Source organism: Thermomonas sp. XSG (assembly GCF_014678725.1).
Lineage (GTDB): Bacteria > Pseudomonadota > Gammaproteobacteria > Xanthomonadales > Xanthomonadaceae > Thermomonas.
This window is the reverse complement of the sequence record NZ_CP061497.1, coordinates 3,002,082-3,027,036: the sequence shown is the minus strand read 5'-3', so window position 1 is coordinate 3,027,036 and position 24,955 is coordinate 3,002,082. Positions and strand designations below refer to the sequence as shown.

Annotated in this window: 25 protein-coding genes; all 25 read left to right on the top strand. The window is 68.2% G+C overall.

Annotated features, from left to right (window positions below; all coding sequences use genetic code 11):
- The first annotated feature begins 11 nt into the window (after window positions 1–11).
- The 25 genes from flgB to fliF all read left to right on the top strand — a co-directional run bounded on the left by flgB (window position 12) and on the right by fliF (window position 24,953).
- Window positions 12–374, top strand: a complete 363-nt coding sequence (gene flgB, locus ICG51_RS14195) for a flagellar basal body rod protein FlgB (RefSeq protein WP_190280961.1) — start codon at window positions 12–14, stop codon at window positions 372–374.
- 11 nt (window positions 375–385) lie between these two features.
- Window positions 386–793, top strand: a complete 408-nt coding sequence (flgC, locus tag ICG51_RS14190; protein ID WP_190280960.1) for a flagellar basal body rod protein FlgC — start codon at window positions 386–388, stop codon at window positions 791–793.
- 2 nt (window positions 794–795) lie between these two features.
- On the top strand, window positions 796–1,467 hold the full coding sequence (locus tag ICG51_RS14185) for a flagellar hook assembly protein FlgD (protein ID WP_190280959.1): 672 nt from the start codon (window positions 796–798) through the stop codon (window positions 1,465–1,467).
- Window positions 1,468–1,498: 31 nt separating this feature from the next.
- On the top strand, window positions 1,499–2,716 hold the full coding sequence (gene flgE / locus ICG51_RS14180; protein WP_190280958.1) for a flagellar hook protein FlgE: 1,218 nt from the start codon (window positions 1,499–1,501) through the stop codon (window positions 2,714–2,716).
- A gap of 45 nt (window positions 2,717–2,761) precedes the next feature.
- Window positions 2,762–3,508: a flagellar basal body rod protein FlgF gene (locus tag ICG51_RS14175; protein WP_190280957.1), complete on the top strand. Its 747-nt coding sequence runs from the start codon at window positions 2,762–2,764 to the stop codon at window positions 3,506–3,508.
- A 45-nt stretch (window positions 3,509–3,553) separates the two neighbouring features.
- Entirely contained in the window at window positions 3,554–4,339 is a 786-nt protein-coding gene (flgG, locus tag ICG51_RS14170; protein WP_190280956.1) for a flagellar basal-body rod protein FlgG, read from the top strand.
- Between the two features lie 8 nt (window positions 4,340–4,347).
- Window positions 4,348–5,079, top strand: a complete 732-nt coding sequence (gene flgH / locus ICG51_RS14165; protein WP_190280955.1) for a flagellar basal body L-ring protein FlgH — start codon at window positions 4,348–4,350, stop codon at window positions 5,077–5,079.
- An 11-nt stretch (window positions 5,080–5,090) separates the two neighbouring features.
- The gene (locus tag ICG51_RS14160) at window positions 5,091–6,191 is read left to right on the top strand and encodes a flagellar basal body P-ring protein FlgI (protein WP_190280954.1); all 1,101 of its coding nucleotides are present in this window, start codon (window positions 5,091–5,093) and stop codon (window positions 6,189–6,191) included.
- Between the two features lie 33 nt (window positions 6,192–6,224).
- The gene (gene flgJ, locus ICG51_RS14155; RefSeq protein ID WP_190280953.1) at window positions 6,225–7,199 is read left to right on the top strand and encodes a flagellar assembly peptidoglycan hydrolase FlgJ; all 975 of its coding nucleotides are present in this window, start codon (window positions 6,225–6,227) and stop codon (window positions 7,197–7,199) included.
- A 3-nt stretch (window positions 7,200–7,202) separates the two neighbouring features.
- Complete coding sequence (gene flgK, locus ICG51_RS14150; RefSeq protein ID WP_190280952.1) at window positions 7,203–9,092, top strand: flagellar hook-associated protein FlgK; 1,890 nt, start codon at window positions 7,203–7,205, stop codon at window positions 9,090–9,092.
- A gap of 18 nt (window positions 9,093–9,110) precedes the next feature.
- On the top strand, window positions 9,111–10,331 hold the full coding sequence (gene flgL, locus ICG51_RS14145) for a flagellar hook-associated protein FlgL (RefSeq protein ID WP_190280951.1): 1,221 nt from the start codon (window positions 9,111–9,113) through the stop codon (window positions 10,329–10,331).
- A 640-nt stretch (window positions 10,332–10,971) separates the two neighbouring features.
- The gene (locus ICG51_RS14140) at window positions 10,972–12,093 is read left to right on the top strand and encodes a flagellin (RefSeq protein ID WP_190280950.1); all 1,122 of its coding nucleotides are present in this window, start codon (window positions 10,972–10,974) and stop codon (window positions 12,091–12,093) included.
- 57 nt (window positions 12,094–12,150) lie between these two features.
- Window positions 12,151–13,374 carry a flagellin gene (locus tag ICG51_RS14135; protein ID WP_190280949.1) on the top strand — a complete coding sequence of 408 codons (1,224 nt, stop codon included), beginning with the start codon at window positions 12,151–12,153 and terminating at the stop codon, window positions 13,372–13,374.
- Window positions 13,375–13,431: 57 nt separating this feature from the next.
- Window positions 13,432–14,550, top strand: coding sequence for a flagellin (locus tag ICG51_RS14130; RefSeq protein ID WP_190280948.1), 1,119 nt, complete (start codon window positions 13,432–13,434; stop codon window positions 14,548–14,550).
- 57 nt (window positions 14,551–14,607) lie between these two features.
- Complete coding sequence (locus ICG51_RS14125) at window positions 14,608–15,726, top strand: flagellin (protein WP_190280947.1); 1,119 nt, start codon at window positions 14,608–14,610, stop codon at window positions 15,724–15,726.
- A 163-nt stretch (window positions 15,727–15,889) separates the two neighbouring features.
- Complete coding sequence (locus ICG51_RS14120) at window positions 15,890–16,282, top strand: flagellar protein FlaG (protein WP_190280946.1); 393 nt, start codon at window positions 15,890–15,892, stop codon at window positions 16,280–16,282.
- A gap of 192 nt (window positions 16,283–16,474) precedes the next feature.
- Window positions 16,475–17,812: a flagellar filament capping protein FliD gene (gene fliD, locus ICG51_RS14115; protein ID WP_190280945.1), complete on the top strand. Its 1,338-nt coding sequence runs from the start codon at window positions 16,475–16,477 to the stop codon at window positions 17,810–17,812.
- 8 nt (window positions 17,813–17,820) lie between these two features.
- Entirely contained in the window at window positions 17,821–18,213 is a 393-nt protein-coding gene (fliS, locus tag ICG51_RS14110; protein WP_190280944.1) for a flagellar export chaperone FliS, read from the top strand.
- Window positions 18,210–18,521 (top strand): hypothetical protein, encoded by a 312-nt coding sequence (locus ICG51_RS14105; protein ID WP_190280943.1) that lies wholly within the window; start codon window positions 18,210–18,212, stop codon window positions 18,519–18,521. Before fliS ends, ICG51_RS14105 begins: the two co-directional genes overlap by 4 nt.
- Window positions 18,518–19,081, top strand: coding sequence for a PilZ domain-containing protein (locus ICG51_RS14100; RefSeq protein WP_190280942.1), 564 nt, complete (start codon window positions 18,518–18,520; stop codon window positions 19,079–19,081). Before ICG51_RS14105 ends, ICG51_RS14100 begins: the two co-directional genes overlap by 4 nt.
- A gap of 218 nt (window positions 19,082–19,299) precedes the next feature.
- Window positions 19,300–20,703, top strand: a complete 1,404-nt coding sequence (rpoN, locus tag ICG51_RS14095) for an RNA polymerase factor sigma-54 (protein ID WP_190280941.1) — start codon at window positions 19,300–19,302, stop codon at window positions 20,701–20,703.
- A 22-nt stretch (window positions 20,704–20,725) separates the two neighbouring features.
- On the top strand, window positions 20,726–21,109 hold the full coding sequence (locus ICG51_RS14090; protein ID WP_190282506.1) for a response regulator transcription factor: 384 nt from the start codon (window positions 20,726–20,728) through the stop codon (window positions 21,107–21,109).
- Window positions 21,106–22,602, top strand: a complete 1,497-nt coding sequence (locus tag ICG51_RS14085) for a sigma-54 dependent transcriptional regulator (protein WP_190280940.1) — start codon at window positions 21,106–21,108, stop codon at window positions 22,600–22,602. The genes ICG51_RS14090 and ICG51_RS14085 overlap by 4 nt, the downstream gene beginning before the upstream one ends.
- A gap of 249 nt (window positions 22,603–22,851) precedes the next feature.
- Window positions 22,852–23,205 carry a flagellar hook-basal body complex protein FliE gene (gene fliE, locus ICG51_RS14080; RefSeq protein WP_190280939.1) on the top strand — a complete coding sequence of 118 codons (354 nt, stop codon included), beginning with the start codon at window positions 22,852–22,854 and terminating at the stop codon, window positions 23,203–23,205.
- Between the two features lie 83 nt (window positions 23,206–23,288).
- Window positions 23,289–24,953 (top strand): flagellar basal-body MS-ring/collar protein FliF, encoded by a 1,665-nt coding sequence (gene fliF, locus ICG51_RS14075; protein WP_190280938.1) that lies wholly within the window; start codon window positions 23,289–23,291, stop codon window positions 24,951–24,953.
- Window positions 24,954–24,955 lie beyond the last annotated feature (2 nt).

Below are 24,955 nucleotides of genomic sequence, written 5' to 3'. Positions count from 1 at the left end.
CGGAGGGGCGCATGAGCGATTTCCTTGGCATCCACGGCACTGCACTGGCGCTGCGCGAGCAGCGATTGCAGGTGCTCGCCTCCAACCTGGCCAATGCCGATACCCCCGGCTTCCAGGCGCGAGACCTCGACTTCAATACCGCCCTGCAGGCTGCGTTGTTGCCAGCTTCCCGCGAGAACGTCGATGCGCTGCAGGCTGCCGCCAGCGGGGCCACCTACGCACGCCCCGGCGTCCAGCCCAGCATGGACGGCAATACCGTGGACACCCAGCGCGAGCAGGCCACCTACGCGCAGGCCGCGCTGGAATACCGCGCCTCCATGGCCTTCGTCGAATCCAAGGTGAGAACCATGCTCACCGCCATCACCGGCCAGTAAGGGGACGCGCCATGAGCAATCTGCCGATCTTCGACGTCGCCGGCTCCGCCATGCAGGCGCAGTCAGTGCGCCTGAGCACCGTAGCCAGCAACCTGGCCAACGCCAATACGGTGGCAGGCACCGCCGAGGGCGCCTACCGCGCCAAGCAGCCGGTGTTTTCCGCCGAACCGGTAGCTGCGGACCCGGCGCTGGCCGGGGTGCAGGTGCTGGAGGTGCGCGAAAGCGACGCCGCGCCGATTCGCCGCTACGACCCGGGCAACCCGCTGGCCGACCCGCAGGGCTATGTCTATGCCCCCGACGTGGATCCGGTGGCGCAGATGGTGGACATGATCTCCGCCTCGCGCAGCTACCAGGCCAACGTGGAGGTCTTCAACAGCGCCAAGGAATTGGCCGTCGCCACCCTCAACATGGGCCGCTGAACATGAGCACCGTGAATCCCTCAGCGGGCAGCGACAGCGCCTATGCGCAGTACGCCTTCCCGACTGCCAGCAAGAGCAAGACCGACGGCATGGGCCAGGCCGATTTCCTGCGCCTCATGACCGAGCAGATGAAGAACCAGGACCCGTTGAACCCGCTCAAGGGCAACGAGTTCCTCGGCCAGCTGGCGCAGTTCTCAACGGTGCAGGGCATCGAGAACATGCAGCAGGCGATGTCCGCCATGGCCAGCGTGATGGAGAACGACCAGTCGCTGCGCGCCGCCAGCCTGGTCGGCCGCGACGCGCTGGTGGAAGTGGACAAGGTGAAGCTGGCCGAAGGCGCAGGCGCCAACGGCGAGATCGTCGCTACCCATTCCGGCCCAGTCCAGCTGGAGGTGGTCGGGGCCGGCGGTCAGGTCGTGCGCCGGATCAGCGTCGAAGCCGCCGGTGCCGGACCCGTGCAGTTCGCCTGGGACGGCAAGGACGGCGATGGCAACGCGCTGCCCGCCGGCACCTACACCTTCCGCGCCAGCAGCGGCAGCGGCGACTCGAGCGAAGCGTTGGGCGTGCGGATGGCCGCGCGCATCGACAGCGTCTCGATCGAGCCGACCGGGCTGGTCCTGAACCTTGCGGGCCTCGGCAGCATGCCGCTGTCCTCCGTCCGTCGCATCGGCTGACCACCGTCCAACCCTTCCCAAGGAGCGCACCATGAGCTTTCGCATCTCCGTCAGCGGCATGAACGCCGCCAGCCAGGACCTGAACATCACCTCGAACAACATCGCCAACGTCAACACCACGGGCTTCAAGCAGTCCCGCGCGGAGTTCGGTGATCTGTTCGCAGTCTCCGCCTACGGCCTGTCCAACGTGGCCACGGGTGCGGGCTCGCGATTGCAGACGGTGGCGCAGCAGTTCAGCCAGGGCAACATCGACTTCACCGGCCGTGCGCTGGACATGGCGATCTCCGGCCAGGGCTTCTTCACCCTCTCCAGCAACGGCGCCACGGTCTATTCCCGCGCCGGCAACTTCGGCGCCGACCGCGAGGGCTTCGTGGTGAATCCGTCCGGGCATCGCCTGCAGGTGTTCCAGCCCAATGCCGCCGGCGGTTTCGACACCGGCCGCATGGGCGACCTGCAGCTGCCCACCGGCGATGCCCCGCCGGCCGCCACCGGCAACGTCACCGTGGAAACCAACCTGCCGGCCGCCGCCACCGCCCCTACGGTCGCCCCGTTCGACCCGCTGGACCCGCTCAGCTACAACCACACCACCGCGGTGACGGTGTACGACTCGCTGGGCGCCGCGCACAGCCAGTCGCTGTATTTCGTCAAGACCGCCAACCCGAACGAGTGGCAGGTGCATACCCTTGTCGACGGCAACGCGGTCGGCGGCCCGCAGACCCTGCAATATTCGGATACCGGTGCGCTGACTTCGCCGTCGCCGGGCCAGATCGCCCTGCCCGCCTATGCCACCACCAATGGTTCGGCGGCGCTCAACATGGTGCTGGACCTGGGCCGCTCCACCCAGTACGGCGACAAGTTCAGCGTGCTGGGACTGACCCAGGACGGCCATACCACCGGCCGCCTGACCGGCGTGGAGACGTCTCCGGAAGGCGTGGTGTCGGCACGCTACACCAACGGCGTGGTACAGCCGCTGGGCCAGGTGGCGATGACCAACTTCGTCAACCCGCAGGGGCTGCAGTCGCTGGGCGACAACGTGTGGGCCGAGACCTACAACTCCGGCGAGCCGCGCCGCGGCCAGGCCAGCACCGCCGACTTCGGCATGATCCAGGGCGGTGGCCTCGAAGCCTCCAACGTGGACCTGACCGAGCAACTGGTGAACATGATCACCTCGCAGCGCAACTTCCAGGCCAACGCGCAGATGATCCAGACCCAGGACCAGATCACCCAGACGGTGATCAACATCCGCTGATGAACCGCCCCGCCCCCGCCAGCGCGGGGGCGACCGGAGGCTGCCATGACCGACCGAGCCCTCTACGTTGCGATGACCGGCGCCAGCGCAATGCTGCGCGGCCAGGCCACCGTGGCCAACAACCTCGCCAATGCAGACCGGGTGGGTTTCCAGGCCACGCTGGAAGCCACCTCGGCCAAGCCCATCGAAGGGCCGGGCTATCCCTCGCGGGTGGCCACGGAGGCGCGCACGCTGGGCATCGACGCGCGCATGGGCGCGATCCGGCAGACCGGCAACCCGCTCGACATCGCCCTGCACCAGGAGCGCTGGCTGGCGGTGCAGGACGGTAACGGCGCCACTGCCTACACCCGCGCCGGCGACCTGACCATCAATGCCAATGGCCTGCTGTCCACCGCCAACGGCCAGCTGGTACTGGGCGCCGACGGGGCGCCGCTGGCGATCCCGCCCAGCCAGAGCCTGGAGATCGCCGCCGACGGCACCATCTCGACCGTCCCGCTGGGCCAGCCGCCCTCGACCATCGCCGAGGCCGGCCGGCTGCAGCTCGTTTCCGCCAAGACCACCGACCTCGAGCGCGGCGACGACGGCCTGATGCGTCCGCGCGCCGGCGTCACCGCGCAGCCCGCCACGGGCGCCTCGCTGACCTCCGGCACGCTGGAGGACAGCAACGTCCGTCCCGCCGACGCGCTGGTGTCGATGATCGAACTGGCACGCAAGTTCGAAATGCAGGTACAGCTCTTGCAACGTGCAGACGAGAACGCGCGCGCCAGCGCTTCGCTGGTATCGATGCGCTGACGCCGACGCCTTGCAACCCCGAATTGAACTGAAAGGACCAACGCCATGACCCAGTCCCTGTGGATCGCCAAGACCGGCCTCGATGCCCAGCAGACCAAGATGGCGGTGATCTCCAACAATCTCGCCAATACCAACACCACCGGCTTCAAGCGCGACCGCGCCAGCTTCGAAGACCTGCTGTACCAGACCATCCGCCAGCCCGGCGGCGCCACGTCGGAACAGACCCAGCTGCCCACCGGCCTGCAGATCGGCACCGGCGTGCGGGTGGCGGCCACCGCCAAGCAGTTCGTGCAGGGCAGCCTGAACCAGACCGGCAACGCGCTGGACACCGCCATCAACGGCCGCGGCTTCTTCGAAGTGCTGATGCCCGACGGCAGCTCCGCCTACACCCGCGACGGCAGCTTCCAGATCAATGCGCAGGGCGAAGTGGTGACCAACGAAGGCTACCCGGTGCAGCCCGGCCTGCAGCTGCCGGAGGGCGCGCAGAGCGTGACCATCGGCGCCGACGGCACGGTCAGCGTGCAACTGGCCGGTCAGGCGCAGCCGGTGCAGATCGGCGCGCTGACCCTGGCCGATTTCGTCAACCCGGCCGGCCTGCAGGCGCTGGGCGAGAACCTGTTCGCCGAAACCGGCGCCAGCGGCCCGGCGCAGACCGGCGGCCCCGGCACCGGCGGCCTTGGCCGGCTGATCCAGGGCGCGCTGGAAGCGTCCAACGTCAACGTGGTGGAAGAGCTGGTGTCGATGATCGAGACCCAGCGCGCCTACGAAACCAACGCCAAGGCGATCTCCACCACCGACCAGATGCTGGCGTTCCTGAACAACAACGTGTGAGTACCGCCATGAGCCGCGCCGCCCTCCTCGCCCGCACCGCCACGCTGGCTGCCGCCGTTGCCGGCCTGTCGGCCTGCGCCACGGCCAACCGGTTGCAGGGCGACGTGCGTCCGTTCGACGCCCCGGTCGCGCAGTACGCGGAACCGGCGCCACAGCCGGTGCGCGCCGCGCCCGGTCCGGGCGACGGCGGCGGCTCGATCTACGCCGGCCGCAGCGGCAAGCCGATGCGGCTGTTCCAGGACAACAAGGCCAGCGACATCGGCGACCTGCTGACCATCGTGCTGGTGGAAAGCACCAGCGCCACCACCAAGGCCAATACCGCCATCACCAAGAAGACCGGCGTCGACATGGCGGCGCCGACCCTCGCCGGCCAGCAGGTCACGCTGAACGGCAAGTCCCTGCTGTCGGCATCGGTGGAAGGCGGGCGCGACTTCGCCGGCAACGGCAACAGCGCGCAGAGCAACCAGCTGCAAGGCCAGCTGACCGTGCGAGTGGTGCAGGACCTCGGCAACGGCAACCTGCTGGTGCGCGGCGACAAGCAGCTGCGCCTGAACCAGGGCGACGAGCTGGTGCAGGTGCAGGGCATCGTCCGCCGCGCCGACATCGGCTCCGACAACCGCGTGACCTCCGACCGCGTGGCCGACGCCCGCATCGTCTATGGCGGCCGCGGCACCCTCGCCCGCTCCAACGCGATTGGCTGGCTGGGCCGCTTCTTCAACTCCGCGCTGTTCCCGTACTGAGGCCGCCGACGATGAAACGTATCGCAACCGCGTTGGCCGCCCTGCTGTGCACCCTGGCGCTGGCGCCGCCCGCACAGGCCGAGCGCGTCAAGGATCTGGCGCAGGTGGCCGGCGTGCGCGGCAACCCCTTGATCGGCTACGGCCTGGTGGTGGGGCTGGACGGCAGCGGCGACCGCACCAGCCAGACCCCCTTCACCGTGCAGAGCCTGCGCACCATGCTGGACCAGCTGGGCGTTTCGATCCCGCCCAACGTCAATCCGCAGCTCAAGAACGTGGCCGCGGTGGCCGTGCACGCCGAACTGCCGGCGTTCGCCAAGCCGGGCCAGCCGATCGACGTGACCGTATCCTCGATCGGCAACGCCGGTTCGCTGCGCGGCGGCAGCCTGTTGATGACCCAGCTCAAGGGCGCCGACGGCGAGGTCTACGCGATTGCCCAGGGCAGCCTGGTGGTCAGCGGCTTCGGCGCTTCCGGCCGCGACGGCTCGCGCATTTCGGTCAACGCCCCCAACGGTGGCCGGATTCCGTCCGGCGCCATCGTCGAACGCTCGGTGCCGTCTTCCAACGCCAGCGACAAGGTCGTGCTGAACCTGCACGAAGCCGACTTCACCACCGCCTCGCGCATTGTCTCGGCGGTGAACCGCAGCTTCGGCGCCGGCAGCGCCCGCGCACTGGACGGCGTCACCATCGAAATCGCACCGCCGCCGGGCGACCGGATCAGCTTCCTAGCCGCACTGGAATCCCTGGACGTGGATCCCGGCACCGCCGCCGCCAAGGTCATCGTCAACGCCCGCTCCGGCACCGTGGTGATGGGCGGCCAGGTCAGCGTGCTGCCGGCCGCGGTGGCGCACGGCTCGCTCACCGTCACCATCAGCGAAGCCACCCAGGTCAGCCAGCCGGAGCCGTTCGGCCGCGGCAGCACCGTGGTGGCGCCGCAGTCCAGCGTCAGTGCCGACGTGCAGGGCAGCCACATGGTGATGTTCAAGGGCGGCACCTCGCTGGAGGAGATCGTGCGCGCGGTGAACGCGGTCGGCGCGGCGCCGGGCGACATCGTGGCCATCCTGGAAGCACTCAAGCAGGCCGGTGCGCTGCGTGCCGAGCTGGAAGTGATCTGATCCCGATGGCATGCCCTTTGCATCCATCCTGACATGCGCCTGCCCGTCGCCACCGCCTTCCCCCTGCAACGTCCCGAGGCGACCCCGCGCGCCCGCGTGGAGGAAGCCGCGCGCGGCCTGGAGAGCCAGTTCGCGCAGATGCTGATCAAGAGCATGCGCAGCGCGACCCCGGGCGATCCGTTCGGTGGCGACAACAGCTACCGCGACATGTACGACCAGGCGCTGGCGAAGGAATTGACCAAGGGCCGCGGGCTGGGCCTGCAGCCGATGATCGCGCGCCAGCTGTCCGGCAGCACCACCACACCGGAGTCGCCCCTCGGCGGGCTGCCGCTGCGACAGCCGAATGCGCCGCTGGCGCTGCCTGCCGCCGACACCCCCTCCGGGCTGCCCTTGCCGGCGGGCCTGCGTGGCAGTTCGTTGACGCTGGCACCGGCCAGCAGCGGCACCTCCCTGCAGGCGATGGCGATGCCGCCGCGCCCGCCGCTGGCCACCGCGGTCGACACCTGCGATGAGAACGCGCCGCTGGACTGCAGCAGTCCCGAAGCCTTCGCCCGCTCGGTCTGGCCGCATGCGCGCAAGGCCGCCGCGGAACTGGGCGTGCCAGCCAAGGCGCTGGTGGCGCAGGCGGCGCTGGAAACCGGCTGGGGCCGTCGGCTGGCCGGGCGCGAAGGCGTCACCTCGCACAACCTGTTCGGCATCAAGGCCACCGGCAGCTGGCGCGGCGGCAAGGTCGATGCCGCCACCCATGAATACGTCAATGGCCAGCGGGTCAGCGAACGCGCTGCCTTCCGCAGCTACGGCAGCCCGGCCGACAGTTTCGCCGACTACACCCGCCTGCTGAAGAACCAGCGCTACAGCGAAGCGCGCGGCACCGGCGGCGACGTCCATCATTTCGCGAAGGCGCTGCAGCGCGCCGGCTACGCCACCGACCCGGCCTACGCGGCCAAGATCGTGGCGATTGCCGACGGCGCTACCATGCGTCGTGCGCTGGCCGGACTGGAGGGCTAAACGATGCCGACTGGCGGCGTACTCGGAACCGGTGCATCCGCCCTGCTGGCCTTCCAGCGGGCGATGTCCACCGTCGGCCACAACGTGGCGAATGCCACCACCCCCGGCTACAGCCGCCAGCGGGTGGAGTTCGAGGCGCGGGCGGGCCAACCGGGGCGGATCAGCATCGGCCAAGGCGTGGATGTCGACAACCTGCGCCGGCTTGCCGACGGCCTGGTGTACGCGCGCCAGCTCGACAGCGCAGGCGAAATGGGCCGCCTGACCCAGATGTCCGGGTTGTCGTCGCGGGTGGACAAACTGATTTCGGATCCCACCACCGGCCTGGCCACGTCCTGGTCAAGCTTCTTCAGTGCCGCCAAGGGCGTGGTGGCCGACCCCACCTCCAGCGCCGCGCGCAGCCAGATGCTGACCACCGGCGGCCAGCTGGCCACGCGCTGGCGCTCGCTGGACGGGCACCTTGGCCAGCTCGGCAACGAGGTCGAGGCCAGCCTCAGGGACAACATCACCGCCGCCAACCAGCTGGCCGGCGAGATTGCCAACCTCAACCGCGACATCATCGCTTCCGGCGACAACGCCTCGCCCGACCTGCTGGACCAGCGCGACCTGCGCGTGGGCCAACTGTCGGCGCTGGTCGGTACCGAAGGCGTGCTGCAGGACGACGGCGCGATGAACGTGTTCACCATCGGCGGGCAGCCGATGGTGCTCGGCGCGCGCGCCATGCAGCTGTCCACCGTCGCCGATCCCTATCAGGCCAACCGCGCCCAGCTGGCCGTGCAGTCGCCGGCCGGCCCCGTGCCCCTGCCAGCCGGGGCGGTGTCCGGTGCCATCGGCGGGCTGCTGGAATTCCGCAGCAACGTGCTGGACCCGGCGCGCGCCGAACTCGGCCGCCTGGCCACCGCCTTCGCAGAGACCTTCAACGCCACCCAGCGCGGCGGCGTGGACTACGCCGGCAATCCGGGCACCGATTTCTTCACCCTGCCCGATCCCAAGGTCTACCCGCACAGCGGCAATGCCGCCGCCTCCACCGCCAGCTTCGCCACCAGCGTTGCCGACGTTGGCGCGCTGACCGGCAACAACCTGTTGCTGCGCTTCGATGGCGCCGCCTGGAGCGCCGCCCGCGCCGATACCGGCCAAGCGGTGCCGATGACCGGCACGGGCACCGGCGCGGACCCGTTCGTGGTCGATGGCGTGAACCTGGTGCTGTCGGGCGCGGCCACGGCCGGCGACCGCTTCCTGTTGCAACCCACCGCCGCAGCCGCCGGCGGTATCCAGCTGGCGCTGACCGATCCCGGCCAGATCGCCGCCGCCGCGCCGATGACGGTCGGGCTGGACGCCGGCAACATCGGCAACGTCAGCGGCGGCACCGCCAGCGTGACCGATCCGGCGCTGTTCGCCGGTTTCACCAGCGCCAACATCAGCTTCATCGACGCCAATACCTATACCGTCGACGGCGGTCCACCGATCGCCTATGCGCCCGGCGACACCATCACCGGCAGCGGCTGGTCGCTGGTCCTGAAGGGCAATCCCGCCGCCGGCGATGAAATCAACCTCGGCCGCACCGGCCCGCGCTCCTCCGACAACGCCAACGCGCGTTTGCTCGCAGCGGTGGATGCCAAGGCCGTACTGAACGGCGGCCGCACCGACGTCACCGCGGGCATGTCGCAGCTGACCGCCCGGGTTGGCGGCGACGCCCGCCACGCCCAGCTAAACCTCGATGCGCAACAGGTCATGGACGACCAGATCCTGGCCGAGCGCGAGTCGGTTTCCGGGGTCAACCTCGACGAGGAAGCCACCAACATGCTGCGTTACCAGCAGGCCTACCAAGCTGCTGCGCAGGTGATCGCCACTGCCGATACCATGTTCCAGGCACTGCTTGGCGCCGTGCGCCGCTGATGCCATGAAGGAGGCCCCATGACCCTGCGCCTGTCCACCCAGAGCCTGTACATGCAAGGCCTGAACAGCCTGCTCGGCCGGCAGAGTGAAATCGGCCGCCTGCAGCAGCAGATCAGCAGCGGCGTCAAGCTCACCCAGGGCAAGGATGATCCCGTGGGCATGGCCACGGCCCAGCGCCTGGACCACCTGCAGGCCGCGCTGACCCAGTACGGCAGCAATGCCCAGCGCGTGGACCACCGCCTGCGCATGCAGGAAAACGCGCTGGTCGATGCCAACGACAGCCTCACCCGTGCCCGCGAACTGGCCATCCAGGCCAACAGCGGCGCGCTGGGGCCGGATGATCGCAAGGCCATCGCCACCGAAGTGCTGCAGCTGCGCCGCAACCTGCTGGACATCGCCAACCGCGATGACGGCAACGGCCGACGCCTGTTCGCCGGCACCCGCGATGGCGTGATCCCTTTCACCGACAACGCCGGCAGCGTGATCTACCACGGCGACGACGGCCGCAACGCGGTGGAGGTGGGGCCGGATGTCGCCATCGAGGACGGCGACCCCGGCAGCGCGGTGTTCCTGCGCGTGCGCACCGGCGACGGCTACGCCCGCGGCAGCGCCGGCGCCGGCAACACCGGCAGCGGCCTGCTGAACAGCGCGCAGGCCACCGACGCCAGCACCTGGAACGGCGACACCCTGACCCTGCGCTTCACCGCCCCCGATGCCTACGAAATCGTCGACGCCGGCGGCAATCCGCTGGCGCCGCCAGTGACCGGCAGCTGGACCAGCGGCAGCGCCGTGCCACCGCCATCGTCAGGGCTCGGCGTGGAGTTCAGGATCAGCGGCAGCCCCGCTACCGGCGACACTTTCAGCGTGGAAACCGCGCCCAACCAGGATGTATTCGCCACCCTGCAGGCGTTCGCCGACGCACTCATGCTTCCGGGCGGCAGTCCGGCCGACAACGCCCGTCGCGCCAACGCCTTCGGCAGCGCCATCGGCGACATCACCACCGCGCAGGGCCACATGCTGTCGTTGCGTTCCGGCGTCGGCGCCCGCATGAACGACATCGACACCGCCGACGACGGCCGCAGCCTGCAGAGCCTCACCCTGTCGGAATCGCTGGCCAGCCTGCGCGAAACCAACCTGGCCGAAGCCATCAGCCGCCTCAACATGCAGATGCTGGCGCTGGAAGCCGCGCAGAAGACCATGCTGCAGACGCAGGGCATGTCGCTGTTCAACAAGCTCTGAAGCCACCGGGCCTGATTCCCGCCCACGGCGCGATCGCAGTGGTCGGGCGGCGGAACCCCCCGCTCGGCGCGTGACCCCGGCCAGCCAGAGCAGCGCGAGCTGGAGAAGACGGCACCTGCGGCACAGGTCATGGCCGGCCCGGCTACACCCGGCAGGCTGACCAGGCACACCGCGGCAACACGCTGTGCACCATCTCCGGGGACGTGTCCATCAACAGGCTGACCAGGCCCAATACGACAACGCCACGCTGTGGTGCGAACGTTTCATCAGGCACCTCCAGGGCGTAGCGCGGCGGCGCCCAAGCCTGGCAGCGTGCGGCGCGATAGTTGCGCGCTGAACGCACCCAGCTACACCCTCTGCCGAACTTGACTACAGCCTGCCGGTACGCGGCCGATAACGCATTGCAGGCCAGTGATTGCACCGCGCAAACAGGCTTGAGGGAATCTTTAGGGCGTTCACGGAAATTTTTTTATTTCTGCGAATCCCGCCACAGATTCGAACATCTCCCTCAAGCCAGCCAACGCAGCGCCGTTACAGGTGACAGCAGAGGACAGGGCCGAACGAACGGCGCAAGAACCCCTGCGGTCCACCGGCCAAACCCCGATCCGCGCCGGATTCGCTTACCCAGGAGACAAGTGCAATGTCCATCATCAACACCAACGTGATGTCGCTGAACTCTCAGCGCAACCTCGCGGCGAACAACGCCAGCCTGGGCACCACGATCCAGCGCCTGTCCTCGGGCATGCGCATCAACAGCGCCAAGGATGACGCCGCCGGCCTCGCCATTTCCGAGCGCTTCACCACCCAGATCCGCGGCCTGAACCAGGCGGCCCGCAACGCCAACGACGGCATCTCGCTGGCCCAGACCGCCGAAGGCGCGATGGCCGAGATCGGCAACAACCTGCAGCGCATCCGCGAGCTGGCGGTGCAGTCGTCCAACGCCACCAACTCGTCCACCGACCGCGACGCGCTGCAGGCGGAAGTGACCCAGCTGCAGGCGGAAATCCAGCGCGTGGCCAGCCAGACCGAGTTCAACGGCACCAAGCTGCTGGACGGCAACTTTGCCGGCCAGGCCTTCCAGGTCGGCGCCAATGCCGGCCAGCTGATCACCGTCGACTCCATCGCCAGCGCGCAGACCAGCGCACTCGGCAACGGCAACTTTGCAGCTGACGTCGATGGCGCTGCATTGACTGCCGGTACCGTGTCGGGCCTGACCATCAATGGCAAGACAATCGAAGATGTGACCGTCACTGCTGACGCCGCCGGTGCGGCCAAGCTGGCAGCAGCAATCAACAAGAGGTCTGGTGATACCGGCGTGTTCGCCATCGTCGATGGCGCCACCGTGAATCTGCAAGCGCTGAAAGCCGATACCGATACCGTTGTCGGCGGCACTGTGGCCAACAGCGGTCTCACCGCAGCGACGACCGCCGCTTCGGCCGGCACAGCCACCCAAGTCGAAGACCTCAACATCTCCACCTTCCTCGGTGCGCAGCGTGCGATCTCGATCGCCGACAAGGCCCTGACCGCGGTGAACAGCTCGCGCGCCGAGCTGGGTGCGATCCAGAACCGCTTCAGCTCGGTGATCAGCAACCTGAACACCACCTCGGAAAACCTGAGCGCCTCGCGCAGCCGCATCCGCGACACCGACTTCGCCAAGGAAACCGCGGAACTGACCCGCAGCCAGATCCTCAACCAGGCCGGCACCGCCATGCTCGCCCAGGCCAACCAGGTCCCGCAGAGCGTCCTGAGCCTGCTGCGCTAAGCCTTGATCGGCGCGGCCTGACCGCCGCGCCGGCCCTCCCCTTCCGGAGTACACGCAATGTCCATCATCAACACCAACGTGATGTCGCTGAACTCTCAGCGCAACCTCGCGGCGAACAACGCCAGCCTGGGCACCACGATCCAGCGCCTGTCCTCTGGCCTGCGCATCAACAGCGCCAAGGACGACGCCGCCGGCCTGGCGATTTCCGAGCGCTTCACCACCCAGATCCGCGGCCTGAACCAGGCGGCCCGCAACGCCAACGACGGCATCTCGCTGGCCCAGACCGCCGAAGGCGCGCTGGCCGAGATCGGCAACAACCTGCAGCGCATCCGCGAGCTGGCGGTGCAGTCGTCCAACGCCACCAACTCGTCCACCGACCGCGACGCGCTGCAGGCGGAAGTGACCCAGCTGCAGGCGGAAATCCAGCGTGTGGCCAGCCAGACCGAGTTCAACGGCACCAAGCTGCTGGACGGCAACTTCGCCGGCCAGGCCTTCCAGGTCGGCGCCAATGCCGGCCAGCTGATCACCGTCGACTCCATCGCCAGTGCGCAGACCAGTGCACTGGGTGCCACGCTGTTTGCGGATGCCACGTATCAGCGCGCTGACGCATCAGCCGACGGCGACACTGACGGTGCATATGGCGTGGCAGCGCAAACAATTGCGGCTTTCACGGTTACTGCGAATGGAAAAACCACCAATTTCGCGCAGATCGACGTGCCCCTCATTGCGGATGACACCTACGCAACTCAAGCCGAGGCGACGCTCGCGGGCCGCAACGCCGCAGGTAATGCAATTGTTGCAGCGATCAACGCCAAGTCCGCCGAAGCCGGCGTGGTGGCGTCGATCGACAGCGCCACCGGCACCGTGACCATGAGCTCGCTGCAATCGGGCGAAGTGGGTGACCAGATCACCTCGACGCTGGCGGGCGGCACTTTCACGAACACCGCACTGGCCGCGGGCGATGCCACCTACGTCAGCAGCGTCGACATCTCCAGCTTCGCTGGCGCCCAGAAGGCCATCTCCATCATGGATTCGGCCCTGACCGCGGTGAACAGCTCGCGCGCCGAACTGGGCGCGATCCAGAACCGCTTCAGCTCGGTGATCAGCAACCTGAACACCACCTCGGAAAACCTGAGCGCCTCGCGCAGCCGCATCCGCGACACCGACTTCGCCAAGGAAACCGCGGAACTGACCCGCAGCCAGATCCTCAACCAGGCCGGCACCGCCATGCTCGCCCAGGCCAACCAGGTCCCGCAGAGCGTCCTGAGCCTGCTGCGCTAAGCCTTGATCGGCGCGGCCTGACCGCCGCGCCGGCCCTCCCCTTCCGGAGTACACGCAATGTCCATCATCAACACCAACGTGATGTCGCTGAACTCTCAGCGCAACCTCGCGGCGAACAACGCCAGCCTGGGCACCACGATCCAGCGCCTGTCCTCTGGCCTGCGCATCAACAGCGCCAAGGACGACGCCGCCGGCCTGGCGATTTCCGAGCGCTTCACCACCCAGATCCGCGGCCTGAACCAGGCGGCCCGCAACGCCAACGACGGCATCTCGCTGGCCCAGACCGCCGAAGGCGCGCTGGCCGAGATCGGCAACAACCTGCAGCGCATCCGCGAGCTGGCGGTGCAGTCGTCCAACGCCACCAACTCGTCCACCGACCGCGACGCGCTGCAGGCGGAAGTGACCCAGCTGCAGGCGGAAATCCAGCGTGTGGCCAGCCAGACCGAGTTCAACGGCACCAAGCTGCTGGACGGCAACTTCGCCGGTCAGGCCTTCCAGGTCGGTGCCAATGCCGGCCAGCTGATCACCGTCGACAACATCGCCAGTGCGCAGACCAGCGCGCTGGGCGACACCTTGCTGGCCGGCGTTACCGGTGCAGCAGCAGCGACGGACGTGGCGACTAGTGGCCTCACCATCAACACCGTGGCGATCGACAACGTGACGGCGCAGGGCAGCGCTGCCAGCACTGGCGCCGCGATCGTGAAAGCGATTAACGCCAAGACGAGTGAAACGAATGTGGTGGCCAGCCTCAACTCCAGCAATGAAATCGAGCTGACTTCCATTAAGGAAGGTGCCAGCATCGTGGTTGCCGGCTCCAACGCTGGTGACGGCCTCGGCAACGCGACCACCGCCGCAACGTCCAAGTTCACCAGCGACGTGGATATCTCCAGCTTTGCTGGCGCCCAGCAGGCGATTTCCATCATGGACAACGCCCTGACCGCGGTGAACAGCTCGCGCGCCGAACTGGGTGCGATCCAGAACCGCTTCAGCTCGGTGATCAGCAACCTGAACACCACCTCGGAAAACCTGAGCGCCTCGCGCAGCCGCATCCGCGACACCGACTTCGCCAAGGAAACCGCGGAACTGACCCGCAGCCAGATCCTCAACCAGGCCGGCACCGCCATGCTCGCCCAGGCCAACCAGGTCCCGCAGAGCGTCCTGAGCCTGCTGCGCTAAGCCTTGATCGGCGCGGCCTGACCGCCGCGCCGGCCCTCCCCTTCCGGAGTACACGCAATGTCCATCATCAACACCAACGTGATGTCGCTGAACTCTCAGCGCAACCTCGCGGCGAACAACGCCAGCCTGGGCACCACGATCCAGCGCCTGTCCTCTGGCCTGCGCATCAACAGCGCCAAGGACGACGCCGCCGGCCTGGCGATTTCCGAGCGCTTCACCACCCAGATCCGCGGCCTGAACCAGGCGGCCCGCAACGCCAACGACGGCATCTCGCTGGCCCAGACCGCCGAAGGCGCGCTGGCCGAGATCGGCAACAACCTGCAGCGCATCCGCGAGCTGGCGGTGCAGTCGTCCAACGCCACCAACTCGTCCACCGACCGCGACGCGCTGCAGGCGGAAGTGACCCAGCTGCAGGCGGAAATCCAGCGTGTGGCCAGCCAGACCGAGTTCAACGGCACCAAGCTGCTGGACGGCAACTTCGCCGGCCAGGCCTTCCAGGTCGGCGCCAATGCCGGCCAGCTGATCACCGTCGACTCCATCGCCAGTGCGCAGACCAGCGCGCTGGGTGCCACTAACTTCGCGGCCGACGTCACTGGTGCTGCCGTCACTGCCGGCAATGTGTCCGGCCTCACCATCAACGGCAAGACCATCGGTGATGTGACTGTAACTGCTGATGCCGCTGGCGCGGCCAAACTGGCCGCCACCATCAATGAGAAGATGGATGAAACCGGGGTGTATGCGGAAGCCAACGGCAGCAACGGCGTGACCCTGAAATCGTTGAAGGCCGGCGTTGCCACTGATGTGGGCGGCACCATCACCAACAGCGGTCTCACCGTCGCCGTCACCGCCGCCACCACGGCTTCGCAAGTCGACGACGTCAACATCTCCACCTTTGCCGGCGCACAGAAGGCCATCGGGATCATGGACTCGGCCCTGACCGCGGTGAACAGCTCGCGCGCCGAACTGGGTGCGATCCAGAACCGCTTCAGCTCGGTGATCAGCAACCTGAACACCACCTCGGAAAACCTGAGCGCCTCGCGCAGCCGTATCCGCGACACCGACTTCGCCAAGGAAACCGCGGAGCTGACCCGCAGCCAGATCCTGAACCAGGCCGGCACCGCCATGCTCGCCCAGGCCAACCAGGTCCCGCAGAGCGTCCTGAGTCTGCTGCGCTAAGCCTTGGATCGCACGACGGCATGACAGGCAGGCCCCGACGCGGGTTGCGTCGGGGCCCACCTCCCGCCGGCAAGTCCCTGTTTCAAACAGCACCACCTATTGCGGCAGGACAGGCTCCGGCCGGACTGCAGGAGAGTTACCCCAATCCCTTCGATGAGCCGTCATGTCCAGCATCGCGCCCATCAACGCTCCGCCTAACGGAGCCGTTCCCGCCTCGACGCCCGGCGCCGGGGCTTTGTCGCGTCCGCTTGCCAGCGCACCCTCCCCGGAGGCTGCGCGCCAGGCCAGCGAGGCCCAGATCGAACAGGCCGCCGCGCAGGCGCGCAGCAAGCCCACCGCCAGTGAACTGCAAAAGCAGATCGAGCAGGTGCTGGCGGATTCCCGCGTGCAGACAAACCTGCGCTTTCGGGTCGACGAGGACGCGAACCGCATCGTGGTGTCGGTGGTGGATTCCGACACCGGCGAAACCATCGTGCAGATCCCCGACGAGGCCGCGCTGACGGTCGCAAGGCGATTGGCCGCCACCGGCCGCGGCCTGCTTGACCAGGAAGCATGAACGGCGCAAGGTCGCAAGCCACCCCTATCCTGCGCCGGCTCACGCCCGATCCATCCAGCCTGTGTAACGCTGGTCGCGATGGTCATGCCTCCGATGGCTCGAAGATTGCATGATTCAAGGATTGGCGGGTACCGCCGTTAAATTCCAGGCAAGCAACGACGCCGCGCCTGCGGTCGTCACGGAGGAGGCAAGATGGCCACCATTACCAGCGCGGGCATCGGCTCGGGTCTGAATGTCACTGAACTGGTTGGCCAGCTGGTCGCGGCCGAACGCGCGCCGTCGGACAACCGGCTGAACGCCATCGAGACCTCCACCAAGGCGCAGATTTCCGCTTTCGGTTCGATCAAGGCGGCGCTCTCCGGAATCGAAAGTTCGCTGAAGAAGCTGGATGGCACCGGCGGCCTGCCCGGCCGCAAGGCGACCGTGACTACCGATGCGGGCTTCACCGCCAGCGCCGGCACCTCGGCCGCTTTGGGGACCTACTCCGTCATCGTGGAGAAGCTTGCCACCGCACACAAGCTGCAGTCCGCGGCGGTCACCGCCGGCTCTCACGTGGGCAACGGCACGTTGACCCTGCAGGTGGGCAGCGGCGACGCCTTCGACGTGACCATCGATGCCGGCAAAGGCACGCTTGCGGATATCCGTGACGCCATCAACAGCCAAGCGGCGGGCAAAGGGGTGACCGCCACCCTGGTCAACGGCAACTCCGGCCAGGTTCTGTTGCTGAGTTCGGGCACGACCGGCGCTGCCGGCGCCCTGACCGTCACTGCAAACGGTGGCGACGGCGGCCTTTCGGCACTGACGACTGGCGGCGGCATGACCGAGGTGACCGCAGCGCAAGACGCCGTGGTGCATGTGGATGGCATTACCCGCACCTCGTCTTCGAACACCCTGAGCGATCTGGTCGACGGCATCACTCTGACCCTGACCAAAGCCAAGCCCGGCGAGGCGTTCACGCTGGACGTGGGTTCCGACGCCAGCACGCTGAAAGCTTCCATGCTCGGCTTCATCAGCGCCTACAACACCGCGCTGGGTGCCCTGCGTACACAAAGCGCTGCCGGTGGCGAGGGCAAAACCGCCGGCCCGCTGAGCGGCGACGCCGCGCCACGCTCCATCACCGCGTCGCTGCGCAACGCGATCGGCAGCAACTACGCCGAGCTCAATGCACTGGGTTTGAAGACCGCGGTGGATGGGTCTCTCAGCCTGGACGGCAGCAAATTCGATGCGGCGATCGCCGCCAACCCGGGCGCGGTGAAGAGCTTGCTCGGCGAGGATGCGGATCTTGGCAAGAACATGCGCGACATGCTGCACAACTACGTGGGCGCGCAAGGGCTGCTGGCCGATCGCGGCAAGAGCCTGGACACCCGCATGAAAACGGTCACCCAGCAACGGGCAGACCTCGACGCCCGCATGGAACGCCTGGAAGCTTCATATCGCCGCCAGTTCACCGCGCTGGACGCGATGATGGCGCAGATGCAGAGCACCTCCAGCTATATCGCCCAGCAACTGGGCGCCCTCAACAGCCGCTGACCAATCCCATGAACGCACGCACCTCCGCCCAGCACTATCGCCAGACCGCAGTCAGCAGCGCCGTGCTGGATGCCTCGCCGCACCGTCTGGTCAGCCTGATGCTGGCAGGGGTCCGCGAACGCCTGCGGCTCGCCAGCGCCTGCATCGAGATCGGTGATCTGCCGCGCAAGGGCCAGGCCATCAGCGAGGCCAGCCTGATCATCGGTCAGCTTGACGGCTCGCTGGACCACGCCGCCGGGGGGGAAATCGCCGACGGGCTCGCCGCCTTGTACGACTACTCCCAGCGCCGGCTGACCGAGGCCAACGTGAACAACGATGTGGCCGTGGTGCAGGAAGTCGACGGCCTGATCGCCGACATCGAGGCTGCGTGGCAGCAGATCGATCCGGAGCGCGGCAGGTGACCGACTACACCGCCGACCTGCCCCCTGTCCTGCCGGTCGATGCCCTGCGCGAAGCGCTGGGCCGGGCCGATCTGGACGCGGCGGCGGCGCTGGTGGATGCGCATGATCGCGCGGTGCGGCAGGCCCTGACCGCTGTGGATGCCGCCCTGCTGGATCCGCGCCAGATCCAGGCATGGATGAAACTGATGGAAGCTCATCAGGCAATGCTCGAGGAGCTGGGCCAGCGGCGCGACTTCGTCGCAGACCAGCTGCAGCAGCTGCAGCGCCATCAGCGCAGCGCCAACGCCTACCTGCAGGCGATGGGATGAATCACGAGCGCGCCGATGCTGCATTGTTCGGCGACGCGCTGGCTTGTGAAGACGTCCAGCGCGCGGCGTTCCTGCCGCAGACGCTGGATCCGGCCTGGGTGGAAACCACCTGCGCCCGCGCCGAGATCCACCTTTCGGCGATCGCCGTCATCGAGGACAGCCGCAACGAGGAAGAAGAAGGCACGCAGGGGCTGGCGCTGCGGCGCATCGAGGCCAAACTGGACCTGCTCCTGACCCTGGTCGGCAGCCTGCACACGCAGGCAAACGGCGATTCGCGCGTGCAGCTGAAATGGTCCGCGCAGGGCGTCCGCATGCCGGCCAGCAGCGACTGCACGGAGGGCAGCACCGGACTGTTCCGCATGCAGGCCACGCCCTGGCTGCCGGAGCCGCTGGTGCTGCCGGCCCAGGTCATCGCCTGTGCGCCGGGCGAGGACGGAACCCCCTGCCAGTGGCTGCAATTCGGCCCCCTCCCCGAATCCACCCGCGCAGCCCTTGAGCGCCACGTGTTCCGGCAGCATCGGCGCGCCGTCGCCGAGCGCCGCGCCCAGCGCGATCTGTAGCGGCCGCCCACCCTCTTCCGCGTCTCCCCGCCCCATGACAGCTGCCAGAAGGCCGTTCCAACGGCAGTGACTCCGCACGCGTCGATTTTCCGACTCCGTTCGCGCCCATTCCGCTGGATTCCCCTTACACTGAATGCAAGACGCATTGCGCGGCGACGCGGTAGGGGCGACTTAACCACAGCAGATGGCGACACGGGCAGGAACCACGGGGGCCGGGGATGAAGGCTAGCTTGCAGGCCAAGATGGGGCAGTCGATGACGCTGACCCCGCAGCTGCTGCAGTCGATCCGTCTGTTGCAGGTCAGCTCGCTGCAGCTGGAGCAGGAACTCCAGCAGGTCTTGGAACGCAACCCCCTGCTGGAACAGGAGGCGGACGAGGAAGAGCCCGTTTCCGCCGGTGATGGCGATGACGCCGCGCTGGAAGCCGCCGCCTGGGACGAGCTCCCGGAACCGATGTTCCTGTCCGGCGGCAGTTACACCGGCGATATGGATGAGGACGCCACCACGCGGATCGCCGCCGGCGAATCCAGCGACCCGCGCCAGCGCCTGTTGCAACAGCTGCAACTGCGATGCAACGCCCATGACCTGGCCATGGCCGCCTGGTGGCTGGACTGTTGCGACGACCGTGGCTATCTGGAAGGTGAACCAACGGAACTGGCACGTCAGGGTGCAGCGCAGCTGCGCGACGCCCTGCCAGAGGTCGATGCCGAAAGCCTGATGGCCGTGCGCCAGCGCCTGCTGCTGGACGGCGACTGGCCCGGCATGGCCGCTGCCGATCCGCGTGAGTGCCTGCTGGCCCAGCTGCGCGCCCTGCCCGCCAGCGACACCCGCACCCTGGCGCTGCGCATGGTCGGCGAGCAGCTGGACGCATTGGCCCGGCATGACCTTGCCGCCATCGCCGAACGGCTGGGGGCATCCGCCGCCGACCTGTCAGCGGCCGTGTCACTGGTGCTGTCGCTGCAACCGCACCCGGTGGAACAGCCACCGGAGCCGGAGCCCGCCTTCATCGTGCCGGACGTGATCGCCTGGCGCGCCGGCGGGGGCTGGCAGGTACGCCTGAACACCCGCAGCGCCCCGCGCCTGCGCCTCTGTGCGCATGCGGAGCAGGCCTCCGGTCACGCCGGCATGCGCGGGCTGCTGGACGAGGCGCGCTGGCTGCTGCGCAGCCTGGGCATCCGCAACGAAACCCTGCTCAAGACCGCGCGCGCGCTGGTCACGCGCCAGCAGGCCTTCCTGGAACAGGGCGAGGAGGCCATCGCGCCGCTCACGCTGAAGGAGGTGGCCGAGGAAATCGGGGTGCACGAATCCACCGTGTCGCGCATCACCACCGGCAAATACATCCAGACGCCCCGCGGCACCCTTGAACTCAAGCGCCTGTTCGCGGTGCGGCTGGAGGGCGCGGAGGTATCCGGTGCGGCGATCAAGGCGATGGTCCGGCGCCTGATCGAGGACGAACCGGCGCACGCGCCGCTGGCCGACGAAGTGATCGCCGCGATGCTGGCCCGGCAGGGCATCCGCGTGGCGCGGCGCACCGTGGCCAAGTATCGTGAACAGCTGTCGATCGCGCCGGCGCGGATGCGCCGCCGGGAGCAGGCACCAGCCCCGATGGCGCGGCTGGGGTGATCTTCTGCAGGGGAAGAAGATGTTGAAGACGATCAGGGTGCTGCTCGTGGATGACCACGAGGGCTTCATCAACGCGGTGGTCCGGCACATGCGCAAGCATGCGTGGATCGACATCGCAGGCACCGCGGCCAACGGCATCGAAGCGGTGGCCCGCTCCGAGTCCCTGCGTCCCGACGTGGTGCTGATGGACCTGGCCATGCCGGAAATGGGTGGATTGCAGGCCACCCGCCTGATCAAGGCACAGGACGCCCCGCCGTTCGTTGCCATCGTCAGCCATTTCGACGACACCGAACATCGCGAGCACGCGTTGCGGGCCGGCAGTGATGCCTTCGTCAGCAAGCTCAACTACATGCAGGAAGTGCTGCCGTTGCTGGAAGGCCTGGCAGGGGCCGGGGCTGGCGCATGAGTGAATCGCGCATCCTGGTGGTCGATGGCGACGACGCCCGTACCGAGCGGCTGGCAACGCTGCTGGATTTCATGGACTTCACCCCGCGCATCGTTGCCGATGCCGCGGATATCGACCTGGGCAAGGCGCGTGCTACCGACTGGGTGGCGGTCATTACCGGCGACGTAGGCGATGCCGCCGCCTGGGACGGATTCATCGCCTGGCTGGGGGCACAGCCCATGCACCCGCCGGTGATCGCCCTGCCCGCGCCGGCCGATGCCGACGGCTGGCGCCGGCACCTGCATCCCGAAATGGTCTGGACGCTGGACTATCCGATCCGGCGCAACCAGCTGCAGGACGTGTTGCGGCGGGCCAGCATCAAGCGCCTGAACGACGACGAGCAGCGTGAAGTCCCGCAGATCGGCCCCACCGGGCGCAGTCCCGCGGTGCTGCGCCTGAACCGGCTCATTGACCAGGTGGCCCGCTTCGATACCACCGTGCTCATCCTCGGCGAGTCCGGCACCGGCAAGGAGGTTGCCGCGCGCGCCATCCACGCGCGCTCGCCACGCAAGGACAAGCCTTTCGTTGCCATCAACTGCGGCGCGATCCCGCCGGACCTGCTGGAAAGCGAACTGTTCGGCCACGAGAAGGGTGCGTTCACCGGCGCGCTGACGCAGCGCAAGGGGCGCTTCGAGATGGCCGAGGGCGGCACCCTGATGCTCGACGAGATCGGCGACATGCCGATGGCGATGCAGGTGAAGCTGCTCCGGGTGCTGCAGGAACGCGTGTTCGAGCGGGTCGGCGGCGGTCCGCCGATCACCTGCAACGTGCGCGTGCTGGCGGCCACCCACCGCAATCTCGAAGCCCATATCGCCGACGGCAGGTTCCGCGAGGACCTGTTCTACCGGCTCAACGTCTTCCCCATCGAAATGCCGGCGCTGCGCGAACGCAGCGACGATCTGCCGGACCTAGTGGCGGCGATCACCCGCCAGCTGGCCGAAGCCGGGCGCGGCCGGGTCGCCCTGACTGACGAGGCCGTTGCGGCACTGCAGCATTACGACTGGCCGGGCAACGTCCGCGAGCTCAGCAACCTGCTGGAACGACTGGCGGTACTGCATCCGGAAGGCCGGGTAGGCATCGGCGACCTGCCCGCCCGCTACCGCGCGGCAGTTCCGGAGGACATGCTGCGCGACGCGGCCCCGGCTCGCGAAGACCAGCTGCCGCCGTTGCAACCGCCGCCTGCGCCCGCACCGCCTCTGCCGCCTCCACCGCCTGATCCGACCACCCTGTCACCACTGGTATCGCTGCCGGCGGGCGGCCTGGACCTGCGCCAGCACATCGCCGAAATCGAGAACGAACTGATCCGCCAGGCCCTGCAGCAAAGCGGCGGGGTGGTCGCCCACGCGGCCCCGTTGCTGGGCCTGCGGCGCACCACCCTGCTGGAAAAGCTGCGCAAGTACGGGATCGGGCGCGGCAGCGAAACCCCGGTGGAAGACAGCCAGCACGAGTCCTGAGCGGGTCCGCCATCCGCCTGGCAATTGACCCCGGCGGCGCAAGCTTCCCGATCGCAGTCCTTTGACGCACATTCACTTCAGGAGTGCGGTCGTCAGCGGATGATTCGTGATTTCGCTCGAAGTTTGTCTCCCAACCTCATGTAGATAAAGAAATTGATTGAAATCCGTCGGCCATCGGCGGTTTTCCGACGGCACCGCGGCATGGGTTTTGCACGAAAGGCGACAGGCTTTCCTCGTCCCCTTGCCCTGATGACCGATGCCATCAGCTCGATCCTCTCCCAGATCCGCGCCCACGAGACGCGGGCGCAGGGACCGCTGGGCAACCCCGCGGCGGTCGACGCCCGCCCGTCGAACGCCATCGAAACCGGGCAGCCGGGGCGCGCCGATTTCCAGAAAACCCTCAGCAACGCCATCGACGGCGTCAGCAAGGCCCAGAACGAGGCCGGGGCGCTGCAGCATGCGTTCGAAATCGGCGATCCCCGGGCCGATCTTGCCCGGGTGATGGTGGCGATGCAGCAGTCCCAGGTCGCGTTCAAGGCGGCGGTGGAAGTGCGCAACCGACTGGTCCAGGCTTACCAGGACGTCATGAACATGCCGGTCTGACCCGCGTGACTGCCGGCGCCGGCACTGTGCGCCCGACCCCCCTCCGCCGCTAAACACCCCTTCCAGCCAGAATCCCGCCAGCCATGAGCGCCATCGCACTTCCCAAGACCACCGAAGGCCTGAAGAACCTGGGACGCCTGCAGGACATCCCGATGGTGCGGCAGCTGCTGACCCTAGGCGTGACCGCGGCCGCCATCGCGCTGGGCCTGTGGCTGTTCTTCTGGACCCAGAAGCCGACCTACGCGCCGCTGCCGGGGCTGGACGTCAAGACCGCCGGCGAGGCGCGCGACGTGCTGCGCACTGCGCAGGTGCCGTTCAAGATCGACCCGACCACCGGCGCGCTGTCCGTGCCGGAAGACCGCATCGGCGAGGCACGCATGGCGCTGGCAGCCGGCGGCATCGGCGCGGGCGAGGACCGTGGGTTCGCCGCGATGGAGGGCGATCAGGGTTTCGGCACCAGCCAGTTCGTGGAAAACGCGCGCTACCAGCACGCGCTGGAAACGGAGCTGGCCCGCACCATCTCCAACCTGCGCCCGGTCCGTGAGGCGCGGGTGCATCTGGCCATGCCCAAGCCGTCCGCGTTCACCCGCAACAAGGATCCGGCCAGTGCCTCGGTGGTGCTGCAGCTGCAGAGCGGCGCCAGCCTCGAGCAGGGTCAGGTGGACGCCATCGTCCATCTGGTGTCCTCCTCCATCCCCGGCCTGCCGGCCAGCAACGTCACCGTGGTGGACCAGTTCGGCCGCCTGCTGTCCAACCCCGACCCCGACAGCGACGCCGCCATCAGTGCCAAGCAGTTCGAGCGCCAGCGTCGCCAGGAAGCGGTGTTCGTGCGCCGCATCCAGGAGTTGCTGGAGCCGATGACCGGCCCCGGCCGGGTCCGCGCAGAAGTGAGCGTGGACATGGATTTCAGCCAGACCGAACAGGCCAGCGAGAAGTACGGCCCGGACCCCGCGATCGTGCGCAGCGAGCAACTGTCCGAATCCGGCAACCTCGCGGCGGCGAATCCCCCGCAGGGCGTTCCCGGCAGCGCCAGCAACACCCCGGCCGCCACTGCCGCTGCGAATCCGGATCCCAACGCCGCCGGCGCGGCGGGCACCGCAAACGCCGCGCAGGCCACCGCCGCGACCGGCAACGGCAGCCGCAGCTCGGTGCGCAACTACGAGATCGACCGCACCCTGACCCATACCCGGCAGGCGCCCGGGCGCATCAGCCGGGTTACCGCCGCGGTGCTGGTGGACAACCTCGCCGGCGCCCCCGGCAAGAACGGCAAGCCCACCGAGCGGGCGCTCAATGCCCAGGAAGTCCAACGCATCCAGTCGCTGGTGCAGCAGGCAATCGGTTTCGATGCCCAGCGCGGCGACGTGGTCACCGTGGTCAATTCGCCCTTCGCGCGACAGCCTGAAGTGGCGACGGAGCCGGCGCCGTTCTGGGAAAACCCGCGCGCCCGCGACCTGCTGCGCACCCTGCTGGGCGGCCTGGCGGTGCTGGCGGTGGTGTGGTTCGTGCTGCGCCCCGCCTTCCGGGCGCTCACCACGCCGAAGGTGCTGGTCAAGCATGAGCCGCAGCAAGCCGAGGTCACCGAGATGCTCGACCACGACGACCAGCCGGTGACCCCGGCGCTCACCCAGGAACGCGTCGCCAAGCGCCGCGATTTCGAAGCCAAGGTGCAGGTGGCGCGCGATGCCGTCACCACCGATTCCAAGCGCGTCGCCTCGGTGGTGCGCGACCTGGTGAATGCCGATGAGTGACT